The organism is Parasedimentitalea nitratireducens, from assembly GCF_057444295.1.
Genome location: NZ_JBYAXC010000010.1, coordinates 83,695 through 107,070 on the forward strand (window position 1 = coordinate 83,695; position 23,376 = coordinate 107,070).

A 23,376-nucleotide genomic window follows, 5' to 3' on the forward strand; every position below is an offset into this window, starting at 1 on the left:
GAGGCGATGGAGCCAAAAACAGGACCTTAACCGGGCCACAACTGAGAAGGACGCAATCGTTGGTATTCAGGCGCCGTGATCGACGTTCTTTGTTACGTGCGACTACGGATTTTCTGTGGCCTCGTGGCGGTTGGACCCGTGCGTTTCATTACGTAAAGCACCGCGTACGTCGCTTGCCCGATTCACCTGAACGTATTGCCCGTGGGATTGCGGCGGGAGTCTTTGCAGCCTTTACCCCTTTCTATGGATTGCACTTTGTCGCAGCTGCATTGTTCGCACGCCTGTGCCACGGCAATATTCTTGCGGCCCTCAGCGGTACCTTTATTGGCAACCCGCTGACTTATGTTCCTATTGGAGTTGTCTCGCTGCAAAGCGGGCACTGGCTGCTGGGCACCGAGTTCGACACCGAGGTCGACCATTCCCTGATTGGCAAGTTCTTTGGGGTCAGCAAGGACGTTTGGGAAAATCTGGTGGCGCTGGTTTCCGATCGTGAGGCGGATTGGGACGGGGTTTATCTGTTCTACAACGAGGTATTCCTGCCGTATCTGATTGGCGGCATCGGCCCTGGCTTGCTGGCTGGTGTGGTGTGTTATGTCCTGAGTGTCCCATTGATCCGGGCGTATCAGCATCGCCGCCGCTCTAAGATCAAGGCCAAGTTCCGTGCGATCAAGGCGCGGGCACATGTGGAAAATGGAATTGTGGGTCCATCGGTCGGGCGTAAGCGGTCGCTGCGCAAAGCACAGTAAGGCCATTTATGGTTTGCTCTTCTTACGCTTAAGGCTACTGTCGCCAAAAATACACTTTGCTAGGATTTGTATGTATGGCTGATAACTCTCTGAGATTGGGTTTGAATATCGATCATGTGGCGACTCTGCGCAATGCGCGTGGTGGCGCGTATCCGGATCCTGTGCGCGCTGCAAAGCTGGCAGAGGAGGCAGGTGTTGATGGCATCACGGCCCATCTGCGCGAAGATCGCCGTCATATCGTGGATGCCGATATCGAAAAGCTAATGGATGCGCTGACGCTGCCGCTGAATTTTGAGATGGCTGCGACCGATGAAATGCAAAAGATCGCACTACGCCATAAACCCCACGCGGTTTGCATCGTGCCCGAGAAACGCGAAGAGCGTACTACCGAGGGTGGGTTGGAAGTTGCGCGCGAGCATAACAAACTGGCTGACTTTATTGCACCACTGCGCGATGCCGGTAGCCGTATTTCACTGTTCATTGCGGCTGATCAGCGACAGGTTGAAGCTGCGCATCGGGTAGGTGCAGATATAATCGAATTGCACGTTGGGGCCTATTGCGATTTTCACGCCGAAGAGCGGTTTGACGAGCGGGATGCCGAGTTTGAACGCCTACGCGAGATGTCGGTCCATGCGCATTCCCTGGGACTTGAGGTCCATGCAGGTCATGGGCTTACCTATGATTGCGTCAAGCCGATTGCTGCATTCCCTGAGGTGTGTGAATTGAATATCGGCCATTTCCTGATTGGGGAGGCGGTGTTCCGTGGACTCGTCCCTGCCGTGCAAGAGATGCGGCGTTTGATGGATGAAGCGCGCCAGTGACGGCCCTCAGCAAACAGTGTCTAGTATTTGATCATCAAGGTTGTCTTGCAGTTCGCGCTCTTAACGGTTGTTGATGTATATATTTGTCTTGTGAAATACGCTTTTTGGAGCGATGCACTTAGGAATATTAGATGAAAAAAATTAGTTTACTTCGCTATTCAATGTGGCTCATCGGTTGGCGGATGCTTTTACCAGTAGCGTTTATTGCGATTATGATTGCCGTAGGCGTGGATCTATCCTCTTCGGTAACGTCGATTTTACCAACGATGATGGCCGCGTTATTCATGGGACAACGGTTTGCAAGAGATAATGGGCAGACTGTTCCGGCCGATGATGTTAGTAGTTTTGCACTCAGGGCAACTCTGATTGGGGTCGTGGTCGAGGTTGCTGCATCGGCATTCTGGGGAGTACTGCTGGTCGGGCCTGAGTTTTTTAAAGCTACCGCCGCTGCGTACATTGGTGGAAGCATGGTTCCGATGATCGGAATCACCGTTTTCTTGGTTGCCTTAATGTATTTTGGAAATAGGTTTTTTGTCTCGATGGGGGCGAAAAATGAACTGAAGGCTGCTGCCAAACGAGTGAACTCTCAACGGTAGGCTGTTTGTATGATCCTTGGTATCGGAACCGATCTGGCAAACATTGAGCGCATTCAACGTACGTTGGATCGGTTTGGTGACCGTTTCAAAAATCGGGTCTTCACTACCATTGAACAGCAAAAAGCCGAACGCCGCCTGGATGTGGCAGGCACCTATGCCAAGCGATGGGCGGCAAAAGAGGCCTGTTCCAAAGCGTTGGGCACTGGGTTGCGGATGGGAATTGCCTGGAAAGACATGGCCGTCAGTAATCTGCGCAGTGGTCAGCCGGTGATGCATGTGACTGGCTGGGCGGCAAAGCGGTTGCAGGACATGACGCCACCAGGACATGAAGCGGTGATTCATGTGACGCTGACCGATGATCACCCCTGGGCGCAGGCCTTCGTGGTGATTGAGGCGCGGCCAACCGCTGGTTCTGCAGATCAACAAAACAGCCAAGCTTGACTTACCTGCATCCGGGACGCATGTAGCCTCGGACCTATTGCAGAACCGGAGAGCCTGATGGCGACCAAAGTTAAAGCCGGAAGTTCGATCGTTGAAACGATCAAAACCATTGTATACGCCCTGTTGATTGCCGGTGTTTTTCGCACCCTGTTTTTTCAACCTTTCTGGATCCCGTCAGGATCGATGAAGGAAACTCTGTTGATTGGCGATTTCCTGTTCGTCAACAAGATGGCCTATGGCTATTCCTATTCTTCTTGCCCCAGTTTGCCTTTTGCAGGTGTGGACGCAGAAGACATCTGTGGATTTCTTGATGGTGATAACACCAGAATTTTGGGCAATGAGCCCGAGCGTGGTGACGTCGTCGTATTTCGCCATCCAGTGAGTGGTGTCGATTTCATCAAGCGGGTCATTGGCCTGCCTGGTGACAAGATCCAGATCACAGACGGTGTGATTTTTATTAATGGCACTGCAGTTGAACAAAAAGATGCGGGTGACTTTGAAGAGATACTGGAACGCCAGGGGCCGCAGGGATCTTATCCACGCTGTGAGAATAATGCTGCAATCGGCGAGGGCGGCATTTGTAAAAAGTCGCGCAAGATTGAGACACTGCCAAATGGTGCCGAGTATCCGGTCTTGAATATTGTGACCAAGACCTCGGACAACACTTCTGTATTCCATGTTCCCGAAGGACATTTCTTCTTTATGGGAGATAATCGGGACAACTCGACGGACAGTCGTTTCAAGCAGGTCGCTGGCGGTGTTGGGTATGTACCGTTTGAAAACCTGATCGGCCGCGCGGATCGCATTATGTTCTCTTCTGCCGGGCGTTCTATGCTGTTCTTCTGGACTTGGCGCAGTGATCGTTTCTTCAAGGGGATCAAGTGAAACTGTCGACAGAAATGCGTGGCTTTCAGGAGCGGATCGGGCATCAGTTTGCCCGACCCGAGCTTTTGGTGCGTGCGCTGACCCACCCATCGATCTCGTCTCCGACCCGTAGCGACAACCAGCGGCTGGAATTCTTGGGCGACCGGGTGTTGGGGCTGGTGATGGCAACTGCGTTGCTGGAGAATGATAAAACCGCCGCTGAAGGCCTGTTGGCACCACGTTTCAACGCGCTGGTCCGCAAAGAAGCCTGTGCAGATGTCGCACGCGAGATCAATCTGGGTGAGGTGCTGAAGCTTGGCCGCTCAGAAATGATGTCGGGTGGGCGGCGCAAGCTTGCCCTGTTGGGGGATGCGATGGAAGCCGTGATCGCCGCTGTTTACAAGGATGCAGGGTTCGAGGCCTCTCAGGCAATGATCCTACGTCTTTGGGGGGATCGCATATCCACCGTCGACGCTGATGCGCGTGATGCCAAAACGTCGTTGCAGGAATTGGTGCAGGCCAAGGGGGAGAAACCCCCAGCATATGAGCTGGTCTCACGCACCGGTCCGGATCATCAGCCGGTTTTCACCATCGCGGTGAAGCTCGCTGATGGAGCCAAAGCGCAGGCGACTGCGGGATCAAAACGACAGGCCGAGCAGGCCGCAGCAACTGCGCTGCTTAGCAAACTGGAGCAAAAACAATGACCACACGCGCCGGATTCGTGGCCCTGATTGGTGAGCCAAACGCTGGTAAATCAACACTGTTGAATCGCATGGTTGGGGCCAAGGTCTCGATCGTGACACACAAGGTCCAAACCACACGTGCGCGTATTCGCGGTGTGGCGATGGATGGCCAAAACCAGATCGTGTTTGTTGACACGCCTGGCCTGTTTGCACCACGTCGCCGGTTGGATCGCGCCATGGTTGCCGCCGCATGGGGCGGTGCTGCGGATGCGGATGTAATTGTGCTGATGGTCGAGGCCCACCGGGGCATCACCGAAGGTGTTGAGAAGATTCTGGAAGGTCTGGCCGAGATTGGTGAGGGGCGCACGGTGACTTTGGCCATCAACAAGATCGACAAGGTCGAAACGGAAGTTCTGTTGGGCTTGGCCCAGAAACTGAATGAACGCTATGCCTTTGCTGAAACCTTTATGATCTCAGCGGAGCGGGGCCATGGGGTCGAGGATCTGCGTAGCTGGTTGGGCGGTAAGCTGCCCGAAGGTCCTTGGTTGTATCCCGAAGATCAAATTGCTGACCTGCCGCTGCGAATGATCGCCGCCGAGATGACCCGCGAAAAGCTGACGCTACGGTTGCATCAGGAGCTGCCCTACCAGATGACGGTCGAGACCGAAGGCTGGGAAGATCGCAAGGATGGATCGGTTAAGATCGATCAGGTGGTCTATGTCGTGCGTGATGGGCACAAAGGCATTGTGCTGGGTAAAAGTGGCGAAACGATCAAATCCATTGGTCAGGCATCCCGCACCGAACTGACTGAGTTTTTGGACCGCAAAGTGCACCTGTTCCTGCAGGTCAAAGTGCGACCCAACTGGCAGGACGAGTCCGAACGCTATTCGGAAATGGGCCTGGACTTTAAAGACGGGAATTGATCCTGTGCTTGACTTGGGCCTAGCCCCTTCGGTGGCCGCCGGGTGGACTGTTGCGCCTAGGGGCACCCATCCGTACCCGGCGGTGCCGATCGGCAGCGCTTTCTGTGGGTGGTGGAAGGCCGTGCGGGTATTGGCTGCATGACCCGTCTTACGGCTGAGTTCTGGGTCCATGCCTATCTTGCCCGGCTCCGGTTTCAGGAGATCCCTGCCTTTGTGGTGTCCCATGGGGATGACACGGCGGGGGCTGTGCTGATCAAGCTGAACACGCTGGATGGTCAGGCGGTGGTGTTTCAGCGCTCGTTTGATCTGATGAGCGGTGATCGCAAGTGGGTCGAGTTGACCAAAGGCGACGAGCGCGAAGTTGATGCCTCAATCCGCAAACAGCGGGAGTTCGACCCCGATCTATGGGTGATCGAGGTCGAGGACCGTTTAGGGCGTCATCTGTTGGATGAGCCGGGGCTGGAGTAGTTACCAGCCGTCGGTTTTTAGGCAGATGTCATGACCCGTGGCGGAGGGGGCTCCATCTGCAAATTCGCGCACCTTGCCTGCAAAGGTTTTGAAGTAATCCTGTGACTGGACATGGGCCAGTGTTTCGGCGCTGTCCCAGCGGCCCCAGTGAAACCGGGTTTCCTTGTCGTCGGCTACAGCAACCTGATAGGTGAATTTCCCCGCGACCTCGGGGTCAGTGTTGATTGCGTCAATGAAGTCGGACATGGCTGCCTGCCAGACTGTTTCGCCGCCGGTGTATTTATAGGTAATGGTGATGCCGCGCATTTTGGATTTTCCTAATTAACAAAGATGTTAATTTTAAATAGGCAGCAGAGGGCCGCATTCAAGAGGTGTCTTGTGATTTGCCGATGCTTGCGGTCTGTTGGCGCAACACTACCAATCAACCAGGGAGGGCAGCCAGTGGAATGGCGTGATCACGGCATTTTGTTGAGCCTGCGCCGCCATGGTGAAAGTTCGGCGATCATAGATGTATTCACCGAAGAGCACGGTCGTCATGCAGGTGTGGTGCGTGGGGGCACCAGTCGTAAGCTGGCGCCTGTTTTGCAGCCTGGGGCGCAGCTAGATTTGATCTGGCGGGCGCGGCTAGAAGATCACTTGGGGCACTATCAGGCCGAACCCCTGCGCAGCCGTGCGGCGGCGGCTATGTCGGGCCGACTGGCGCTGGCCGGATTAAACGCGGTCACTGCGCTGTTGTCGTTCTGCCTGCCTGAGAGAGAGCCACATGCGGATCTCTATACCAGGTCTGAACGGCTGCTGGATTTGCTGGAGCAAGAGGAGCTGTGGCCACTGGCCTATCTGCACTGGGAAATGGCGCTGCTCGAAGAGATGGGGTTTGGCTTGGACCTTAGCGCCTGTGCCGTGACTGGGGCGACCGAGGGCTTGGTCTATGTTTCGCCAAAATCAGGGCGTGCGGTTTGTGCTGAAGGTGCAGGTGAGTGGTCAAGCCGCCTGTTGCCATTGCCGCCAGTTCTACGTAGCGAGGGAGAAGCCGACGACGGCGAAATAGCGCAAGGACTGCGTACAACCGGTTTCTTCCTTGAGGCGCGGCTGGCGCCCTCGCTTGGACATCGCCCGCTTCCCGAGGCGCGGGGGCGCTTTGTTGATGCCTTTAGTCGGCGGCTTTGAACAACATCTCATGACCATCGGTATTGCTTAAGATCATGATTTGGCCGGAGACCTCTGAGAGGGTCATGTCTTGCAGAGTACGTAAGAATAATTTTTCAGCATTTTGCGCCTGACAGGTCATGCGGGTGAGGATCAGGTCCTGGATCTCGAACCAGGGGTAGGGGGCATCCATGGTGGCGCTAAAGCGGTTGCAGGGGGCTTGCCCTACGATCTTACCCGGCTCTGGGAAATGCAGGGATGCATCAGCGCCAAAGGGCGATCCATCAATTTCTTGCAGCGTCCATTCAATTTCGGCAGCCCCATAGGCCGTGACTGTTTCATCGCCGCGACAGGAGATGAGGCTGAGGCTGGCCAGCGCTAATAGGCTGAGGGGGCGTGCTGCGCTCATGATGTAAGCCTCGGATCCATCCGTTGTTATTCGCTGCGGATAACTTCGGCGATCCTGTTGCCGATGGCTGAGCTTGCCTTGATCGATGGGTGGATCATGTCCAGAGCGTGATAGCTGCGGTCGCCATGGGGAACTAGATCAGCGAGCGACAGGAAGTAGATGCCATCGTCTGTGTCAGCCAGTTTGGTCACGCGCTGCTCCAGCGTGTCGCCTTCATCACGGCAGTTTTCGATAGGGGAGCCAACACCCGGGCTGCGCAGATATCCGACATAAATGATCTTGGCACCGGTTTGGCGCAGCTCTGCCAGCATGCCGGGGATCGCGCCCTTGTGGCCATCAGCGCTGATCATTTTGTCCAGCTTTCGGTCACAGGCCACACAGCCGCAGCCGAGCCAAAGATCATTGCCGCCGCCATTGATGATGATCCAATCCCAGTCACCGGGTTTATATTGCTTGCGGATGTTTAGCCCTGCACTGCCCGAAATTGGCAGGCGATAGATGATGCGCGCGGCCGAGACCGAGCGGTCAACGATAGGTTCATTTAGGTTGCGCGCAACCGCGTCGGACACGGACTTTCCGCTGAGAGAGTGCCAGGCCAACAGGGAATCCCCCATCGTCAAAATACGTGGGGTGGTATTACTGGGAGCGGAGGCGACGCAGCCGGATAGCAGGGCCATCATGGCGAAAAGACGGACAACAAAAGACATGAGGCTTCATAGCGGGATTCGGTTCAGCTGAGAACACCTGCGGGTAGAAACAGTGTCTTTCCTGAGCTTATGAGCGAGGTGCTGGAAACTTCTCCAAGATGAGCTCGATCAACTCGCTCATGTCGTCTTTTGATTGCTGATCGGGCTTTGGCAGTTCTTCAAGCCCGACATAGGTTGCATAGGTGATCCGCGCATATGGATCCGCGGGGATACCTGCCTCGGCAAACAGTGCATTCAGATAGTCCATGCGTTGGCTATCGACCCGTTGTACCGTTTCCTGCACCAAAGGGGCCGAGCGTGCCCAGGCGCGAATTGCGGCCTCGACCTGATGGTGTGGCTCCAGCCCTTCGGGCGTGTAGGTCGCAACTTTGGCCAAGGCGCGGAGCCGCTCTCTTGGATCAGTAATGCTCTCGAGATCTTTAATGATATCGGTGACAGCGCGTTGTTCCCACAGGTCCATCATTGATGCGTGATAGGTGGGGACATCGGCAAAGTGCCAGTAGAACGAGCCCTTGGAAGTGCCCAGCCGGCGCGCCAACACCTCGGCCTTGAGCGCCGAGGGGCCTGCTTGGCCTAGGGCATTGAACCCGGCAAATATCCAGTCAACAGGGGTAAGGCGTGGTTTTGTCATAAAGAAAACATACGGAGCCGTATGGACATTGGCAAGGGATTCTGATTTCCATACGCTACCGTATGGAATCGGAGAAACATCATGCGAACTAACTACTATTATGTCGTTGCGGCTGGGCTTATGTGGTTGACGGTTTTGATCCACGTTTTTGCCGGAGGCCCCGAGGTGCACGCGCCTATTCAGGCCAGCGAGCTGTCACCTGTTGTCCGTGGGGTTGGGGCAGTGATTTGGCACGCAATCACCTGGATCCTAATCCTGCTTGCGATTGCGATTGGCTGGTTGAGCCGAAACAATAACCCGGCGCTAAATGCCATGGTCATTGCTACACAGTTGGGCTTCTCGGCCCTGTTCATCCTTTACGGTCTGACCCTGCTTGGAACCCTGTGGCCGATGCCGCAGTGGATTATCTTTACCGGCATTCCTGCGGTGATGATGTTTGGGCAATGGCGACACCCGCGCGCAAGAAAGCCCAGCACATTGGCCGGGCAATCGGTTGCTGTAAAGTGATCTGGCTTAGCTTAGCAAACGGCGCGCAATGACCTGCGCCTGAATCTCGGCGGCGCCCTCAAAGATGTTGAGAATACGGGCGTCGCACAAGACGCGAGAGATCTTGTATTCAGTGGCAAAGCCGTTGCCACCGTGGATCTGCAAGCCATTGTCAGCCGCAGCCCAGGCAACACGGGCACCAAGCAATTTGGCCATACCGGCCTCAAGATCGCAGCGATGCCCGTTGTCCTTTTCCCAAGCCGAAAAATAGGTCAGTTGGCGGGCGATCATGATCTCCACCGCCATCATTGCCAGCTTGCCTGACACGCGGGGGAACTCGATCAGCGATTTTCCAAACTGTTTGCGGTCCTGCGCATATTGTGTGGCGATATCCAGCGCTGACTGCGCAACGCCAATCGCACGAGCGGCGGTTTGGATGCGGGCGCTCTCAAAGGTCTCCATCAACTGCTTGAAGCCTTTGCCTTCTTCGCCACCCAACAGGTTTTCACCTTTGACCTGGAAGCCATCAAAGCCCAGCTCGTATTCCTTCATGCCGCGATAGCCCAGCACCTCGATCTCGCCGCCGGTCATGCCTTCGGTGGGGAAGGGGTTGTCTTCGCTGCCCGGGGTCTTTTCAGCCAGGAACATGGAAAGACCCCGATGGTCAGTGGTTTCTGGATCGGTTCGGGCCAGTAGGGTCATTACATGGGTACGCGCGGCGTGGGTGATCCATGTCTTGTTGCCAGTGACGGTGTAATTGCCATTGGCATCCTTGACCGCGCGGGTGCGCAATCTGCCAAGGTCTGATCCAGTGTTGGGCTCGGTAAAAACTGCTGTAGGCAGGATTTCGGCGCTGGCGATCTTTGGCAGCCAGTTTTGCTTTTGTTCATCCGTGCCGCCACAGATGATCAGCTCGGCCGCGATCTCGCTGCGGGTGCCCAATGATCCTACACCAATGTAACCACGTGACAATTCTTCCGAGACCACAACCATCGAGGCCTTGGATAGGCCAAAACCGCCGAACTCTTCGGGGATAGTCAGGCCAAAGACACCCATCTCGGCCAGTTCATCGATGATCTCCATCGGGATCAATTCGTCCTTGAGATGCCAGTCGTGGGCATGCGGTTCGACCCGATCCACGGAAAAGCGACGGAACTGTTCGCGGATCATTTCCAGCTCGTCATCCAAACCTGTGGCACCAGTGGTGAGGTTGGCCGATTGCTCTTGCATGAGCTCCACCAGTCGAGTGCGAGCAGCTTGGGTGTTGCCGCCTTGGGTCAGCGCCATGACAGCGGGTTCCATCAGCGCGCGCATGTCGTCCTGTTGCAGACCCATGTCCTGAAGGCGGACAACCTCGCCCTGGTTCATCTGAATACCGCCGTAGATCTGCCAAAGGTATTCACCAAAGGCGATTTGATGGATCAACTGTTCGATCTCGCCGAACTTCCCATCCTCTTGCAGCCGCTCGGCCCATTTTTGCATTTGCACCAGACTCTGCTGATAGGTTGCCAGCCAAGATAACCCGTGTGCGGCGGTTTGGTTTTGTTCAACCAGCTGCCCCGACACGCGCCCATCTTGCGTGACCATGTCTTTGACGGCGCTGCGTGCAGCCTCGAAAACCAGCTCTACCGGAGCCAGGGAAGCTGCGGTCAGCGCCAGCAGGTCGGGAAGAAGTGTCGGTGTCATAGTCAGGTCCTGTCCGTCGAAGCGATGAATCACATAGGTGTTGCCGTTAGGTGGTAAGCAGTTTGCATTTTCAGCGCAACAAAAATACGCCGCACTGCGGCATTGCGTTCGATTCTTGCGTGGTGAAATAGGCAGTGCAGAGCATATTGGATGTGCTACAGGGGATTATGGATACATTGTTTTTGCTGCTTTCCCCCTCACAATTGACCGCCGCTTTCGCCGTTGCCCTGGTGGCCGGTGTGATCAAGGGGATGGTTGGATTCGGCATGCCGATGATCCTGATTTCTGGCCTGAGTATGTTTCTGAGCCCCGAATTGGCACTGGCGGGGCTGATCATGGCCACGGTCGCTACCAATGGGCTGCAGGCCTTGCGGCAAGGCTGGCGCGCAGCTTGGGGCTCGATAAAACGGTTTCGGGTGTTTCTGCTGGTCGGGCTGGTGTTCCTGCTGAGCAGTGCGCAGATGGTACGTATGTTGTCGCCGCAGACTTTCCTCCTGATCCTTGGCGTGCCGATCACCTTCTTTGCCTGTTTGCAGCTTTTTGGGGTTCGGTTCCACTTGTCCAAACCTTCGGTTCGGGTCGAGGCAGGGGTTGGGGCCTTTGCAGGGTTTATCGGTGGTCTGTCTGGGGTCTGGGGGCCGCCAACTGTGGCCTATCTGACAGCTTTGGATACGCCCAAGGGCGAACATGTCCGGGTACAGGGGGTGATCTATGGTTTGGGCGCAGTTGCGTTGCTGTTTGCACATACCGGATCTGGTGTGCTGCGGGCTGAAACGCTACCATTGTCGCTGGCGCTGCTTCCACCAGCGTTAGTGGGCATGTGGGCTGGGGTGCGCTGGCACGACCGGATTGATCAGGCGACGTTCAAAAAAGCGACGTTGGTGATCTTGGCTGTGGCCGGGTTGAACCTAGTCCGGCGTGGTGTGTTTGGCTGAGGACGCTACGGTAGAACGTTCGGTTTCAGGTCGAATAAGGGCATAACAGTCACTTTCTGTGCAGGGAGTGTGTTTGCACGAACCAATCCTCAAAACAGCGCTACATCGAATTGTACCACTGATCTGTGTTTGAAACAGATTGGTGGGTGTCAGTAATGAGTTCATGAGGTGACAGATGTCTGATGTTCAACAAGGGCAATGTTTTTGCGGGGCTGTTGCAATCGAAGTAAAGGGCGCCCCCGAGGCAATGGGCTATTGCCATTGCGAATCCTGCCGGTCGTGGTCGGCTGGTCCGGTGAACGCTTTTACTCTGTGGAAGCCCGAAGCGGTGTCGGTGACCAAGGGCGCCGAGCATCTAACCATGTTTGAAAAGAATGAAAGCAGCCAGCGCCAGTTCTGTGCCCTATGCGGTGGCCATGTGATGACGGGTCACAAGGGGTTTGGGCTGGTTGATGTTTATGCCGCCACCATCCCGACCCAGAAATTTGAGCCGGGGCTGCATGTCAACTATGCTGAAACGGTTTTGCCGATCAAAGACGGATTGCCCAAGCTCCGCGACTTTCCCGCCGAGTTGGGCGGCAGTGGTGATACCGTGCCTGAGTAGGATTTGTGGCAGAAACGAAGAGGCCCCGAATATTCGGGGCCTTTTGTGTGTGATTGGACGGAATCAGCCGATTGCAGCGGCTTTCACATCGTCATCGATATGCGGGAGATACTGCTTGAAGTTATCTGAGAACATCTGAACCAGCTTAGCGGCCTGAGTGTCATAGGCGGCCTGATCATCCCAGGTGCGACGTGGATCCAGCAGGACCTCAGCTACACCAGGCGCAGATACCGGCACGTCAAAGCCGAAGTTGCTATCCTTGCGGAACTCAGTTTCAGCCAGCGATCCGTTCAGAGCTGCGGTTAGCAGAGCGCGGGTCGCGCGGATAGGCATACGCGAGCCGATACCGTAGGCTCCACCGGTCCAGCCGGTGTTCACCAGCCAGCAGGTCGCGCCATGCTCAGCGATTTTTTCACGTAGCAGGTTGCCGTAAACCTCGGGGCGACGTGGCATGAACGGTGCACCAAAGCAGGTTGAGAATGTTGGTTCTGGCTCGGTTACGCCACGCTCTGTTCCAGCAACCTTCGAGGTGAAGCCGGACAAGAAGTGATACATCGCCTGCGCTGGGGTCAGGCGGGCAATCGGAGGCAGTACCCCAAAGGCATCACAGGTCAACATGATGATGTTTTTGGGGTGGCCGCCGGTTGCGCTTTCAGATGCGTTGGAAATGTAGTGCAGCGGGTAGGCGCAGCGCATGTTGGCTGTCAGGCTGTCGTCGTTGAAATCCAGCTCTTTGGTTTCCGGATCGAACACCATGTTCTCGATGACCGTGCCAAACTTGGATGTTGTGGCATAGATCTCGGGCTCAGCCTCGGGGTTGAGGTTGATGGTTTTGGCATAGCAGCCGCCTTCAAAGTTGAAGGTGCCGTTGTCGGACCAGCCGTGTTCGTCATCGCCGATCAGTGTGCGGGCCGGGTCAGCGGACAGGGTGGTTTTGCCGGTGCCGGACAGACCAAAGAAGACCGCAGTATCAACCGGGTTGCCTGTGGCGTGGTTGGCCGAGCAGTGCATCGGCATGATGCCTTTTTCGGGCAGCAGGTAGTTCAGCAGCGAGAAGACCGACTTCTTGTTTTCACCGGCATATTCGGTACCACCGATCAGGATCATCTTGCGATCAAAATTCATCGCGATCACGGTTTCCGAACGGCAGTTGTGCTTGGCCGGATCAGCCTGGAAGCTTGGGCAATTGATGACGGTAAAATCTGAAATGAAGTCGTTCAGGTCTTCGCGATCGGGACGGCGCAACATGGTGCGGATGAATAGACCGTGCCAGGCAAGCTCGGTGACCATGCGGACATTGATCGAGTGTTTGGGATCCGCACCGCCCACCAGATCCTGAACAAAGTAGTCCTTGCCCTTCATGTGCTCCAGCATGTCCGTATAAAGCGCATCGAACCCTTCGGGCGACATCGCAGCGTTATTTTCCCACCAGATGGTGTCTTTTACGCTGTCTGTCTTGACGACATGTTTGTCCTTGGGCGAACGGCCAGTGAATTTTCCGGTGGTGACGAGAAACGCGCCGCCTTTACCCAAAGTACCCTCACCACGCTGCAGCGCTGTTTCGACCAGCGCAGGCTCTAAGAAGTTATAATAGACATTTCCCAGTCCCTCGATGCCCTGATTTTCGAGGCGGAAGTTCGGGTTAACCCGTCCAGATGTCATGTGTTCTCTCTCCTTTGGCGGCGAGGGTCACTGGCAAATGTGATCCCGCCGTGGGGCAATGGTAACGACCGCTTGGCCGTTGGCCGGGGTCTTAACACGGTGTTTTGGGGCATGAACAGGAAGGTTTGACGCAGTTAGCGCCATCACACCAACTTTTAGCGCAACCATTGCTTAGCTGCCCAAATCCAAGGCGGTCAGTTAACCGTTATTAAGGCATTTTTGTCTCAATTAGGACGCAGCATTGCCGCGATTCGTTAATGGGGATTGATTCGGACCGGCAGAACCGCGATGAATAGGGCAAAAAATAAGCAGTTCAGAGCAGATTAGGGGCACTTAAAGATGTCAAAAATTGCGTTGGTTGACGATGATCGGAATATCCTGACATCCGTCTCAATGACACTCGAAGCCGAAGGTTTTGAAGTTGAAACATATAACGATGGCCAGGCGGCGTTAGACGCCTTCAACAAAAAACTGCCGGATATGGCAGTGCTGGACATCAAGATGCCGCGTATGGACGGCATGGACCTGCTGCAGCGGTTGCGGCAGAAATCACAAATGCCAGTGATCTTCCTCACCTCCAAGGATGATGAGATTGACGAGGTTTTAGGCCTGCGCATGGGCGCGGATGACTATGTCAAAAAACCTTTCTCTCAACGCTTGCTGGTAGAGCGTATTCGCTCTTTGTTGCGCCGTCAGGAAGCCATCAACGGTGATGCCGAGGGGACTACGCCTGCGACAGAAACCAAAGTGATGGAACGTGGTGAGCTGCGCATGGATCCATTGCGCCATTCGGTCAGCTGGAAGGGCAAAGATGTCTCGCTAACAGTGACCGAGTTCCTGCTGTTGCAAGCGCTGGCCCAGCGTCCGGGCTTTGTTAAAAGCCGTGACCAGCTGATGGATGTCGCTTATGATGACCAAGTCTATGTAGATGATCGCACAATAGATAGCCATATCAAGCGGTTACGCAAAAAGATGCGCAGTGCAGACGCTGATTTTTCGGCTATCGAGACACTGTATGGTATCGGGTATCGGTATAACGAAGAATAAGCGACCCTAGTGGGTCTTGGTGGAAGGGCGCAAATGCGCGACACTGGCATGATACAGAACCAGCACGACGGTGATGTTGTTCTGGGCGATGATTGGGTCGCCCCAGAGAATACCGTTGCGCAGGAAATGCAAGCAAAGCGGGCTCGTCGGGGCCTGTTTTCACTTAAAGGGTCACCGCTGACCCGGAAAATCATCACCTTCAATCTGATCGCACTGATCATCTTGGTTGCGGGTATTCTCTATCTGAACTCTTCGCGTCAAAGTCTTGTGCTGCAACGCGCTGGTGCTTTGGTTGGAGAAGCTCGCCTGATCGCAGATGTCTTTGAAGCTCAGCTACCCGTCAGTGGTCCGGTGAGTCTGGCGACAGGTGATGGTATAGACGTCGACAACACATTGTCTGGACTGAGCCTGCGCACAGGTGTTGAAGTTCTTGTCTTTGATGCAGAAGAAAACCTCATTGGTCAGACCAAAGGCGATTCGGACGTTGAAGCTCTGGACCATCTGAATGGTAGCCAATCTGGTCCGACGCTGATTAGTGACGGACTATCAGCCATGTGGGCAGCCGTAGAACGGATTCTGCCATCAGAGCGAACAACTGAACCTGACACTCTGGAAAATCAACTGCGTAACCTGGTGGCCCAGGCTTTGTTGGATGGCACCAAGGTTGAATCCGTTGTCGATACTGCCGGAGGCACCGTGTTCTCGGCTGCCACCCCAATTTTGCAACATGGCCAGCCCATTGGTGTGGTCGCCGTTGCATCACCTACCGGTGAAGTTGATGCTTTTGTCCGCAGTGAGCGAGAGCGGGTTCTGCAGATGTTTGTTATCGCGCTGCTGGTCTCTGTTGGCCTGTCCTTGGTTTTGGCCTCGACCATAGCTAACCCTCTGGCGGATTTGGCTGAAGCAGCGGAACTTGGTCGCGATCGGGATTCACGCAAAGTACAACCTGGCCGTATTCGCATTCCAGACCTATCCGCGCGACCTGATGAAATTGGTCGATTGAGCCGCGCTTTGCGCGGGATGGTCAAAGCTCTGTACAGTCGTATCGACAGTAACGAACAATTTGCAGCTGATGTTGCCCATGAGATCAAAAACCCATTGGCTAGCTTGCAGTCAGCGGTTGGTACAATGCGCATTGTCAAGCGTGACGATCAGCGGGAGAAACTTCTGGAAGTGATCGAGCACGATGTGCGTCGACTGGATCGTCTGGTGAGCGATATTTCAAATGCTTCACGGTTGGATGCCGAGTTGGTCAAAGAAGAAGAAGAGAGTTTTGATCTACTGCAGATGATGAGCAATCTGAATCAGTATCTTGGTGAAGATGCCCGTGCCAAAGGGATCGACTATATCACTGATCTGGCCGAGGGGCCGATCATGATTACCGGACTCGAAGCGCGACTGGCGCAGGTGTTTGTCAACCTGATTACCAATGCAATTTCCTTCTGTGATGAAGGTGACGCCATTCGGGTTTGGGCGCGACGCCGGGCCAACCGGGTGCTGATTGTGGTCGAGGACACTGGTCCGGGTATACCTGACCAAGCCCTGAGCAAGATCTTTAAAAGGTTCTATTCGCAACGACCAGAAGAGCACTTTGGCAACAACTCTGGCTTGGGCTTGGCGATTTCGAAGCAAATTGTTGAAGCTCACGGCGGTGTGGTCTGGGCTGAGAACATTCGCCCAACCGAGGTTGATCTGATGTCAGAACCTCTTGGGGCTCGGTTTGTGGTAGGCCTGCCGGTGTAGTCATGAGCGTTGGCAGCAAAGATCTGTGCCTACATGCCACCTGTATAACCCTGAACAATCGTGGCTTGCTTATTAGCGGGGCCTCTGGAAGTGGTAAGTCGACCCTGGCACTGTCGCTTATGTCTATGGGCGCAACGCTGGTCGCAGATGACAGAGTGCTTATCTCCCTACAGCGAGGTGTGCTGGTTGCACGTGCACCTGAGCCAACTGTCGGATTGATCGAGGCCCGTGGTCTGGGCTTGCTGCGGGCCGAAGTGTACCGCCAGACCGATATATGCGCAAAAGTTGACTTGGATACGCCAGAAACTGAGCGACTGCCACCAGTCCGTCATGTCGAAATTCTAGGCCAGAAGGTGACGTTGCTGCATCGACTTGATGCTGCCTATTTTGCACCAGCTCTGCTACAATACCTCAAGGTTGGACGGCAGGATCCCGATGCAAGGACGTAGTGAAACTTTGATGCCTTTGGTGCTGGTGACGGGGCCATCAGGCGCCGGCCGATCTAGTGCAATCAATGTGCTTGAGGACTTGGGGTTCGAGGCGATAGATAATCTACCGCTGCGGCTACTGCCGCGTCTGGTCCTGACAGATGAGATGAAGTCGCCAATGGCATTAGGGCTGGATAGTCGAAATCGCGATTTTTCCACTGAATCTCTACTGGATCTGATTGCAATCCTAGAGGGATATCAGCACGCGGCTTTAACGGTGCTGTACCTGGATGCCAGGCCAGAAGTATTGTTGCGACGTTATTCAGAAACCCGCCGTCGACATCCATTAGCACCGGCTGAAACACCAGAGATTGGCGTTCGCCGTGAACTGGATCTGATGCGACCAATTCGCGATCGCGCGGACATGTTGTTAGATACCTCTGATTTGAATGTGCATCAGCTGAAGGCCGAGATAGAGCACTGGTTTGCACCGGATGGACGTTCACTGACCCTATCGATACAGAGTTTTTCCTACAAACGCGGGATTCCACATAGCGTAGACATGGTTTTTGACTGTCGTTTCCTGACGAATCCCTATTGGCAAAAAGAACTGAGGTCTCTGAATGGGCAGGATCAGGAAGTGCAGTCTTATGTCATGGCTGATCCTCGATACCAGGAGTTCTTTGATCGTGTGTCGGATTTGACGCAGATGTTGCTTCCGGCCTACCGCGAAGAGGGCAAATCGCACCTGACAATCGCCTTTGGTTGTACTGGTGGGCAACATAGGTCGGTAACATTGGCAGAAACCCTTGCTAAAGCCCTTGCAGAAGATGGCCAGCAGGTGTCAATTAGACATCGCGAGCTGCAAGGCCAGCAGTAGAACGGAGAGGCCGGATTGATCGGGATTGTGATTGTTGCGCACGGCGGGCTGGCTGGTGAATACCTGGCCGCGGTCGAGCATGTTGTAGGTGAACAGCCATCGCTAAAAGCCATATCTATCAGTCCCGAGGATGACCGGGAAGCCAAGCAGCAGGAAATATGCGCTGCTGCGGATGAAGTCGATAGCGGTTCTGGTGTGGTTGTGGTGACCGATTTGTTTGGCGGCTCTCCCTCGAATCTTAGTTTAAGAGCTTGCGCACCCACCAATCGTCGAATTCTTTACGGAGCCAATTTGCCACTGCTGATCAAACTGGCAAAAACACGTCACCTGCCTGTTGCAGACGCTGTGCGTCAAGCTTTGGAAGCGGGTAAGAAATACATCAACTCTCAGAATATCAGCCCCGAAGGGGAGCAATCGATTTAGATGACGCAAAAAACGCTCAAAATTGTGAATGAAAAAGGGCTCCATGCCCGTGCTTCAGCCAAACTTGTAGAAGTTGTAGAAGGCTTTGACGCCAGTGCAGAGGTATCTAAGGATGGATTGTCTGCGTCGGGCGATAGCATCATGGGACTTTTAATGTTGGCAGCCTCGAAGGGAACGACTATTGACGTCGAAACTTCGGGTCCAGACTGCGATGCCTTGGCGCATGCGTTGGAGACCTTGGTCGCCGACAAGTTTGGCGAAGGGTATTAAACGCGAACGGCGTTTGAATAGAACGGGAATTGAACAGTGGCGGATACCGCTCAGGACAATGACAGCGACCGCTTGGAGCAGGCGGGGCAGGGCAACGGCGAGGTCTATGACCGCCGTACCCTGACCTATGCCAATTCTTTTGACGACCGGTGGACTTCATTGGCAATCCGCAGCATCGAATGGTTCACGGGAAAACTGACCATTCTTCGTATGGTCAACAAATTCGAGAAGCAAAATGCCAAGTTTCGTGGGCAGGCGTTCTGGCGTGGTGCGTTGGACGTCATGGGAATTGAGCTGAAAACCCCTCAGGAACAGCTGCGTAACATTCCCACAGACGGCCCTGTAGTAGTGGTTGCCAATCATCCACATGGCATGGTCGACGGGATGATTTTTGCGGATCTCATCGGACGGGTCCGACAGGACTATCGCATTCTTACCCGTTCGGTGTTGACCGGTCTGGACGAGGCCGCGACGTCTTTCATGATCCCCGTCCCATTCCCGCATGATCCCGAAGCGCAGCGCAAGATGGTTGAAATGCGGGCCAAGACGATGGCGCACCTAAAAGAAGGGGGCGTCGTGGCGCTGTTCCCTTCGGGCGTCGTGATGTCGTCTGAAACTTGGTTTGGACCGGCACAAGAGGCCGAATGGAATGTATTTACTGCACAGCTGATTCGACGCTCTGGTGCCAAAGTGGTGCCTTTGTATTTTCCAGGCAGCAACTCTCGCGCCTATCAGATTGCCAACAAAATATCCGCAATCTTGCGTCAGGGTTTGTTGCTGCATGAAATTGTGCGCTCTTGTAACAAGCCGCAGGCCCCTGTTGTCGGCGAAGTGTTGAACGATGAGCAGATGGAGCGGCTTAGCAGCGATCCTCGTGGCTTCATGGCGTGGCTTCGCGAGCATACCTTGTCGCTGGGCAAAAACTCCTAAAGCGTTTTACACGCTTCCTAAATCGGATAGGCACGACGCGCAGGATTTCGCCCCGCAAAGTGCTGGGCGAAATGCGTTCCTGTCTAAGTCTTAGCGAGTAGGGACGGGAGTTTCCCCCCGGTAATCATAGAACCCGCGTTGTGTCTTGCGACCAAGCCATCCGGCCTCGACGTATTTAGTAAGCAGTGGGCAGGGTCGGTACTTGGTATCGGCCAATCCGTCGTGCAGCACGTTCATGATGGCAAGACAGGTATCCAGACCGATGAAGTCGGCCAACTCAAGCGGCCCCATAGGGTGATTGGCACCCAGCTTCATGGACTGGTCGATTGACTGCACAGAGCCCACACCTTCGTACAGGGTATAGACGGCCTCGTTGATCATCGGCATCAGAATTCGATTGACGATGAAGGCTGGGAAATCTTCGGCACTGGCTGCGGTCTTACCCAAGCGCTCTACAACTGCGTGGCAGGCGCTATAGGTTTCCTTATCCGTTGCAATACCGCGAATCAGTTCGACCAATTGCATGACCGGAACCGGGTTCATGAAGTGGAACCCCATAAAGCGCTCGGGTCGATCCGTGCGTGAGGCAAGCCGGGTAATAGAAATAGACGACGTGTTCGAGGTCAGTATGGTGTGTGGCAAGAGATGTGGCTGCAGCTGATCGAAAATAGCTTGCTTCACTTCCTCACGCTCGGTGGCAGCCTCGATTACAAGATCGGTGGCGCCGACATCAGCCAGAGACAGTGTTGGAGTGATACGGGCAAGAGCATCTGTCATTGCATCAGCCGATATTTTCTCGCGGCTGACCTGACGTTCTAAGTTCTTGGTAATATTGGCTAGGGCACCGTCCAGGGCCTGCTGGCTTACATCGTTCAGCACGACTTCGTAATCTGCCAGAGCCATCACATGGGCAATTCCGTTACCCATCTGTCCTGCTCCGATAATGCCGATTTTTTGAATGCTCATGGATTGGCCTTTCGGGTTTTCTGCGACGCGACCTTACCGAGCAGCGCCCGTCGGGTACAAGCCCGTTCGCAACTCATTTAAGCGAATTTTAACATTAGTATTTTGGCAACAGACTCAGTTCACAGTGGGTCTTGGGTGAAAAATTGGTGGGAAATATGAGTTATGAACTGACGGGCGCGTCAGCGCTTTCGGACGAACCATGCCGCTATGGCGAATCTAAACTTTTGGTCAGGGGCCCGGCAAGGGGCCTGGATGCGCCTTATGTTGCGTTTATGGGCGGGACCGAAGTCTACGGACGATTTGTTGCGCGTCCTTTTGTGTCGCGGATCGAAGAACAGCTGGATCACCGCTGTATCAATCTTGGCAGCGTGAATGCTGGACTGGACAGCTTTGAGCAAGATCGCGTTTTAAAGAAGATTGGCAGCGAGGCCGATCTGACCGTTTTGCAGGTGCTTGGGGCGCAGAATATCTCGAATCGGCTGTATCGCGTGCATCCACGGCGCAATGATCGTTTTCTTCAGGCAAGCGCGCCGCTGAGCGAGCTGTATAGCGATGTGGACTTCACAGAGTATCATTTCAACAAACATATGCTGACCGGCTTGGAAAGTTGCTGTGATGAGCGCTTTGGTGCGGTTCGTGATGAAGTGCAGACCGCTTGGGTGGCGCGTATGTGCAGTATGATCGAAAGCCTGGATGGAAAGGTGGTGCTGCTCTGGTTGCGCTACAACCTGGGCAACGAGGACACCAAAGGCTCAATGCTGGACCAAGAACCGACACTGGTAGACAGATCAATGGTCGAAGCGCTTAGATCGCAGGTGAAGGGCGTGATTGAACTTCCGGTTCAGACTGCAGCCAGCGCTGATGATACTGACGGAATGGTGTTGGGGCAGATGGATCTGCCAACGGCTGGGCACGTGATTGGGCCAATGGAGCACATGCGTATTGCCGACGAAGCAACCGCAAAGTTGCGCAAGATACTCGATAAGGGCTGATAGCCAGCGCCTACAAAAAACGGCCTGCTGCAAAACAGCGGGCCGTTGTCTATTGGTGTAGGGTGTGTGCTTGCACGCACCGTTTGTGTTTAGCCCAGCTTCTCGGTCAGCTCCGGTACGGCCTGGAACAGGTCAGCCACCAAACCAAAATCAGCAACCTGGAAAATAGGCGCTTCTTCGTCTTTGTTGATGGCTACGATGACCTTTGAGTCTTTCATGCCCGCGAGGTGCTGGATCGCGCCTGATATGCCAACAGCAACATACAGGTCCGGTGCAACCACCTTGCCGGTCTGGCCAACCTGCCAGTCGTTTGGGGCATAACCAGAATCCACTGCAGCGCGAGATGCGCCAACGGCAGCACCCAGCTTATCAGCCAAGCCTTCGATCAGTTTGAAGTCTTCTTCGGAGCCAACTCCACGACCACCGGACACAACCACGCCAGCCGACGTCAGTTCAGGGCGATCGCTTGCTGCAACCTTGTCTTCAACCCATTCGGACAGGCCGGGGTTTTCAGCAGCGCCAATGGTTTCAACAGAAGCCGAGCCGCCGTCAGTGGCTGCGTCAAAGGTTGAAGTCCGAAAGGAAACAACCTTCTTGGCATCCGACGACTTGACAGTCTGGATGGCGTTACCGGCGTAGATCGGGCGCTCGAATGTGTTGCCATCGACAACGCCAGAGACGTCGGACAGCACCATCACGTCCAGCAGCGCAGCGACGCGAGGGAGAACGTTTTTGGCATCGGTGGTGGCTGGGGCAACGATATGCTCGTAATCGCCAGCCAAGCCTGCGATCAGCGCTGCGGTGGGTTCCGCCAAGCGGTGGCCCAAGGATGCGTCTTCGGCAACCAGAACCTTGGAAACGCCTGCAATCTTGGCGGCCTCGTCACCGGCGGCAGCTGCAGCTGCGCCAGCACAAAGCACAGTGATATCGCCCAGCGAACCGGCAGCAGTCACCGCTTTGGCAGTGGCATCCAGCGCCAGCGTGCCGTCGGTTACTTCAGCAAGGAGAAGAACAGCCATTACACGGCCCCCGCTTCTTTGAGTTTCTCAACCAGTTCGTCAACCGACCCAACGATGATACCAGCGGCGCGGGTGTCAGGTTCGGTGGTCGACACAATTTCCAGACGTGGGGTGACATCAACGCCGTAATCTTCGGCAGTTTTGGCATCCATCGGCTTTTTCTTGGCCTTCATGATATTTGGAAGGCTCGCATAGCGCGGCTCGTTCAGGCGCAGGTCAACAGTGACGATGGCAGGCATTGCAACTTTGATGGTCTGCAAGCCGCCGTCGACTTCGCGGGTCACAACGGCGCTGTCGCCGTCGATGTCCAGCTCGGATGCGAACGTACCCTGAGACCAGCCCAGCAGCGCTGACAGCATCTGACCGGTGGCGTTCATGTCGTTATCGATGGCTTGCTTGCCGGCCAGAACCAGACCGGGCTGCTCTTCTTCAACAATTTTGGCAAGGATCTTGGCAACGGCCAGCGGCTCGATGTCGGTCTGCACGTCTTCTGCAGCGACAACCAAAATGGCGCGGTCCGCACCCATGGCAAGCGCCGTGCGCAGGGTTTCCTGAGCCTGTTTAACACCGATCGACACGGCAACGATTTCGTCTGCCTTACCAGCCTCTTTCAGGCGGATAGCCTCTTCGACGGCAATCTCGTCAAATGGGTTCATCGACATCTTAACATTGGCGAGATCGACACCGCTTCCATCCGCTTTAACACGGACCTTCACGTTGTAATCAATCACGCGCTTGACAGGCACGAGTACCTTCATTTTGCGTTCTCTCCTTAACAAATGGCAAGCCGCGCAAACGACTCCCCTTCATGCTCTCGCGATGTTGATATCGGCTCATAGCACAGCACAACAGCGCAAAATCGTCATGTTT

At 54.9% G+C, this 23,376-nt stretch carries 29 protein-coding genes; 20 read left to right on the top strand and 9 right to left on the bottom strand.

Annotated features, from left to right (window positions below; all coding sequences use genetic code 11):
• The first annotated feature begins 59 nt into the window (after window positions 1–59).
• From AC2T28_RS20535 to AC2T28_RS20570, 8 genes are all read left to right on the top strand, one after another.
• Window positions 60–746, top strand: a complete 687-nt coding sequence (locus AC2T28_RS20535) for a DUF2062 domain-containing protein (protein WP_486750517.1) — start codon at window positions 60–62, stop codon at window positions 744–746.
• A gap of 74 nt (window positions 747–820) precedes the next feature.
• Window positions 821–1,567, top strand: coding sequence for a pyridoxine 5'-phosphate synthase (locus tag AC2T28_RS20540; RefSeq protein ID WP_486750518.1), 747 nt, complete (start codon window positions 821–823; stop codon window positions 1,565–1,567).
• A 131-nt stretch (window positions 1,568–1,698) separates the two neighbouring features.
• On the top strand, window positions 1,699–2,163 hold the full coding sequence (locus AC2T28_RS20545; protein ID WP_486750519.1) for an ABZJ_00895 family protein: 465 nt from the start codon (window positions 1,699–1,701) through the stop codon (window positions 2,161–2,163).
• Window positions 2,164–2,172: 9 nt separating this feature from the next.
• Window positions 2,173–2,604, top strand: a complete 432-nt coding sequence (gene acpS, locus AC2T28_RS20550; RefSeq protein ID WP_486750520.1) for a holo-ACP synthase — start codon at window positions 2,173–2,175, stop codon at window positions 2,602–2,604.
• 57 nt (window positions 2,605–2,661) lie between these two features.
• The gene (gene lepB / locus AC2T28_RS20555; RefSeq protein WP_486750521.1) at window positions 2,662–3,489 is read left to right on the top strand and encodes a signal peptidase I; all 828 of its coding nucleotides are present in this window, start codon (window positions 2,662–2,664) and stop codon (window positions 3,487–3,489) included.
• Complete coding sequence (gene rnc, locus AC2T28_RS20560; RefSeq protein ID WP_486750522.1) at window positions 3,486–4,172, top strand: ribonuclease III; 687 nt, start codon at window positions 3,486–3,488, stop codon at window positions 4,170–4,172. The genes lepB and rnc overlap by 4 nt, the downstream gene beginning before the upstream one ends.
• Window positions 4,169–5,074 (top strand): GTPase Era, encoded by a 906-nt coding sequence (era, locus tag AC2T28_RS20565; protein WP_486750523.1) that lies wholly within the window; start codon window positions 4,169–4,171, stop codon window positions 5,072–5,074. Before rnc ends, era begins: the two co-directional genes overlap by 4 nt.
• Window positions 5,075–5,212: 138 nt before the next feature.
• The gene (locus AC2T28_RS20570; protein ID WP_486750524.1) at window positions 5,213–5,542 is read left to right on the top strand and encodes a DUF1491 family protein; all 330 of its coding nucleotides are present in this window, start codon (window positions 5,213–5,215) and stop codon (window positions 5,540–5,542) included.
• On the opposite strand, the gene AC2T28_RS20575 is transcribed toward AC2T28_RS20570, so the two are convergent.
• On the bottom strand, window positions 5,543–5,848 hold the full coding sequence (locus AC2T28_RS20575) for a hypothetical protein (protein WP_486750525.1): 306 nt from the start codon (window positions 5,846–5,848) through the stop codon (window positions 5,543–5,545).
• Window positions 5,849–5,983: 135 nt separating this feature from the next.
• Here AC2T28_RS20575 and recO point away from each other — a divergent pair, with 135 nt between their 5' ends.
• Entirely contained in the window at window positions 5,984–6,709 is a 726-nt protein-coding gene (recO, locus tag AC2T28_RS20580) for a DNA repair protein RecO (RefSeq protein ID WP_486750526.1), read from the top strand.
• Here recO and AC2T28_RS20585 read toward each other — a convergent pair.
• From AC2T28_RS20585 to AC2T28_RS20595, 3 genes are all read right to left on the bottom strand, one after another.
• Window positions 6,693–7,097 (bottom strand): META domain-containing protein, encoded by a 405-nt coding sequence (locus tag AC2T28_RS20585; RefSeq protein WP_486750527.1) that lies wholly within the window; start codon window positions 7,095–7,097, stop codon window positions 6,693–6,695. The genes recO and AC2T28_RS20585 overlap by 17 nt on opposite strands.
• 26 nt (window positions 7,098–7,123) lie before the next feature.
• Window positions 7,124–7,804: an SGNH/GDSL hydrolase family protein gene (locus tag AC2T28_RS20590; RefSeq protein ID WP_486750528.1), complete on the bottom strand. Its 681-nt coding sequence runs from the start codon at window positions 7,802–7,804 to the stop codon at window positions 7,124–7,126.
• A 67-nt stretch (window positions 7,805–7,871) separates the two neighbouring features.
• The gene (locus AC2T28_RS20595) at window positions 7,872–8,435 is read right to left on the bottom strand and encodes a TetR/AcrR family transcriptional regulator (RefSeq protein WP_486750529.1); all 564 of its coding nucleotides are present in this window, start codon (window positions 8,433–8,435) and stop codon (window positions 7,872–7,874) included.
• A gap of 81 nt (window positions 8,436–8,516) precedes the next feature.
• Here AC2T28_RS20595 and AC2T28_RS20600 point away from each other — a divergent pair, with 81 nt between their 5' ends.
• Window positions 8,517–8,942 carry a hypothetical protein gene (locus AC2T28_RS20600; protein ID WP_486750530.1) on the top strand — a complete coding sequence of 142 codons (426 nt, stop codon included), beginning with the start codon at window positions 8,517–8,519 and terminating at the stop codon, window positions 8,940–8,942.
• 6 nt (window positions 8,943–8,948) lie between these two features.
• Here the strand turns inward: AC2T28_RS20600 and AC2T28_RS20605 are convergent, their stop codons facing one another.
• The gene (locus AC2T28_RS20605) at window positions 8,949–10,607 is read right to left on the bottom strand and encodes an acyl-CoA dehydrogenase family protein (RefSeq protein ID WP_486750531.1); all 1,659 of its coding nucleotides are present in this window, start codon (window positions 10,605–10,607) and stop codon (window positions 8,949–8,951) included.
• 167 nt (window positions 10,608–10,774) lie between these two features.
• Between AC2T28_RS20605 and AC2T28_RS20610 the strand changes: the two genes are divergently transcribed.
• The gene (locus AC2T28_RS20610) at window positions 10,775–11,542 is read left to right on the top strand and encodes a sulfite exporter TauE/SafE family protein (RefSeq protein WP_486750532.1); all 768 of its coding nucleotides are present in this window, start codon (window positions 10,775–10,777) and stop codon (window positions 11,540–11,542) included.
• 175 nt (window positions 11,543–11,717) lie between these two features.
• A complete protein-coding gene (locus AC2T28_RS20615) occupies window positions 11,718–12,146 on the top strand; it encodes a GFA family protein (protein ID WP_486750533.1) in 429 nt (142 codons plus the stop codon).
• Between the two features lie 63 nt (window positions 12,147–12,209).
• Here the strand turns inward: AC2T28_RS20615 and AC2T28_RS20620 are convergent, their stop codons facing one another.
• Window positions 12,210–13,808 (bottom strand): phosphoenolpyruvate carboxykinase, encoded by a 1,599-nt coding sequence (locus tag AC2T28_RS20620; RefSeq protein WP_486750534.1) that lies wholly within the window; start codon window positions 13,806–13,808, stop codon window positions 12,210–12,212.
• 339 nt (window positions 13,809–14,147) lie between these two features.
• On the opposite strand from AC2T28_RS20620, the gene AC2T28_RS20625 reads away from it, so the two are divergent.
• From AC2T28_RS20625 to AC2T28_RS20655, 7 genes are read left to right on the top strand one after another with little or no spacing between them, the layout of a single operon-like run.
• The gene (locus AC2T28_RS20625; RefSeq protein ID WP_486750535.1) at window positions 14,148–14,855 is read left to right on the top strand and encodes a response regulator transcription factor; all 708 of its coding nucleotides are present in this window, start codon (window positions 14,148–14,150) and stop codon (window positions 14,853–14,855) included.
• A gap of 33 nt (window positions 14,856–14,888) precedes the next feature.
• Complete coding sequence (locus AC2T28_RS20630; RefSeq protein WP_486750536.1) at window positions 14,889–16,598, top strand: sensor histidine kinase; 1,710 nt, start codon at window positions 14,889–14,891, stop codon at window positions 16,596–16,598.
• Between the two features lie 2 nt (window positions 16,599–16,600).
• A complete protein-coding gene (locus tag AC2T28_RS20635; RefSeq protein ID WP_486750537.1) occupies window positions 16,601–17,047 on the top strand; it encodes an HPr kinase/phosphorylase in 447 nt (148 codons plus the stop codon).
• The gene (gene rapZ / locus AC2T28_RS20640) at window positions 17,034–17,906 is read left to right on the top strand and encodes an RNase adapter RapZ (RefSeq protein WP_486750538.1); all 873 of its coding nucleotides are present in this window, start codon (window positions 17,034–17,036) and stop codon (window positions 17,904–17,906) included. The genes AC2T28_RS20635 and rapZ overlap by 14 nt, the downstream gene beginning before the upstream one ends.
• A gap of 15 nt (window positions 17,907–17,921) precedes the next feature.
• Window positions 17,922–18,329: a PTS sugar transporter subunit IIA gene (locus tag AC2T28_RS20645; protein WP_486750539.1), complete on the top strand. Its 408-nt coding sequence runs from the start codon at window positions 17,922–17,924 to the stop codon at window positions 18,327–18,329.
• Window positions 18,330–18,599 carry an HPr family phosphocarrier protein gene (locus AC2T28_RS20650; protein WP_486750540.1) on the top strand — a complete coding sequence of 90 codons (270 nt, stop codon included), beginning with the start codon at window positions 18,330–18,332 and terminating at the stop codon, window positions 18,597–18,599.
• A gap of 36 nt (window positions 18,600–18,635) precedes the next feature.
• Window positions 18,636–19,529, top strand: coding sequence for a lysophospholipid acyltransferase family protein (locus tag AC2T28_RS20655; RefSeq protein WP_486750541.1), 894 nt, complete (start codon window positions 18,636–18,638; stop codon window positions 19,527–19,529).
• A 90-nt stretch (window positions 19,530–19,619) separates the two neighbouring features.
• On the opposite strand, the gene AC2T28_RS20660 is transcribed toward AC2T28_RS20655, so the two are convergent.
• Entirely contained in the window at window positions 19,620–20,495 is an 876-nt protein-coding gene (locus tag AC2T28_RS20660) for a 3-hydroxybutyryl-CoA dehydrogenase (RefSeq protein ID WP_486750542.1), read from the bottom strand.
• A gap of 155 nt (window positions 20,496–20,650) precedes the next feature.
• On the opposite strand from AC2T28_RS20660, the gene AC2T28_RS20665 reads away from it, so the two are divergent.
• Complete coding sequence (locus tag AC2T28_RS20665; RefSeq protein ID WP_486750543.1) at window positions 20,651–21,487, top strand: DUF6473 family protein; 837 nt, start codon at window positions 20,651–20,653, stop codon at window positions 21,485–21,487.
• A gap of 89 nt (window positions 21,488–21,576) precedes the next feature.
• On the opposite strand, the gene AC2T28_RS20670 is transcribed toward AC2T28_RS20665, so the two are convergent.
• Entirely contained in the window at window positions 21,577–22,506 is a 930-nt protein-coding gene (locus AC2T28_RS20670) for an electron transfer flavoprotein subunit alpha/FixB family protein (RefSeq protein WP_486750544.1), read from the bottom strand.
• Window positions 22,506–23,264, bottom strand: coding sequence for an electron transfer flavoprotein subunit beta/FixA family protein (locus AC2T28_RS20675; protein WP_486750545.1), 759 nt, complete (start codon window positions 23,262–23,264; stop codon window positions 22,506–22,508). Before AC2T28_RS20675 ends, AC2T28_RS20670 begins: the two co-directional genes overlap by 1 nt.
• Window positions 23,265–23,376: the final 112 nt, after the last annotated feature.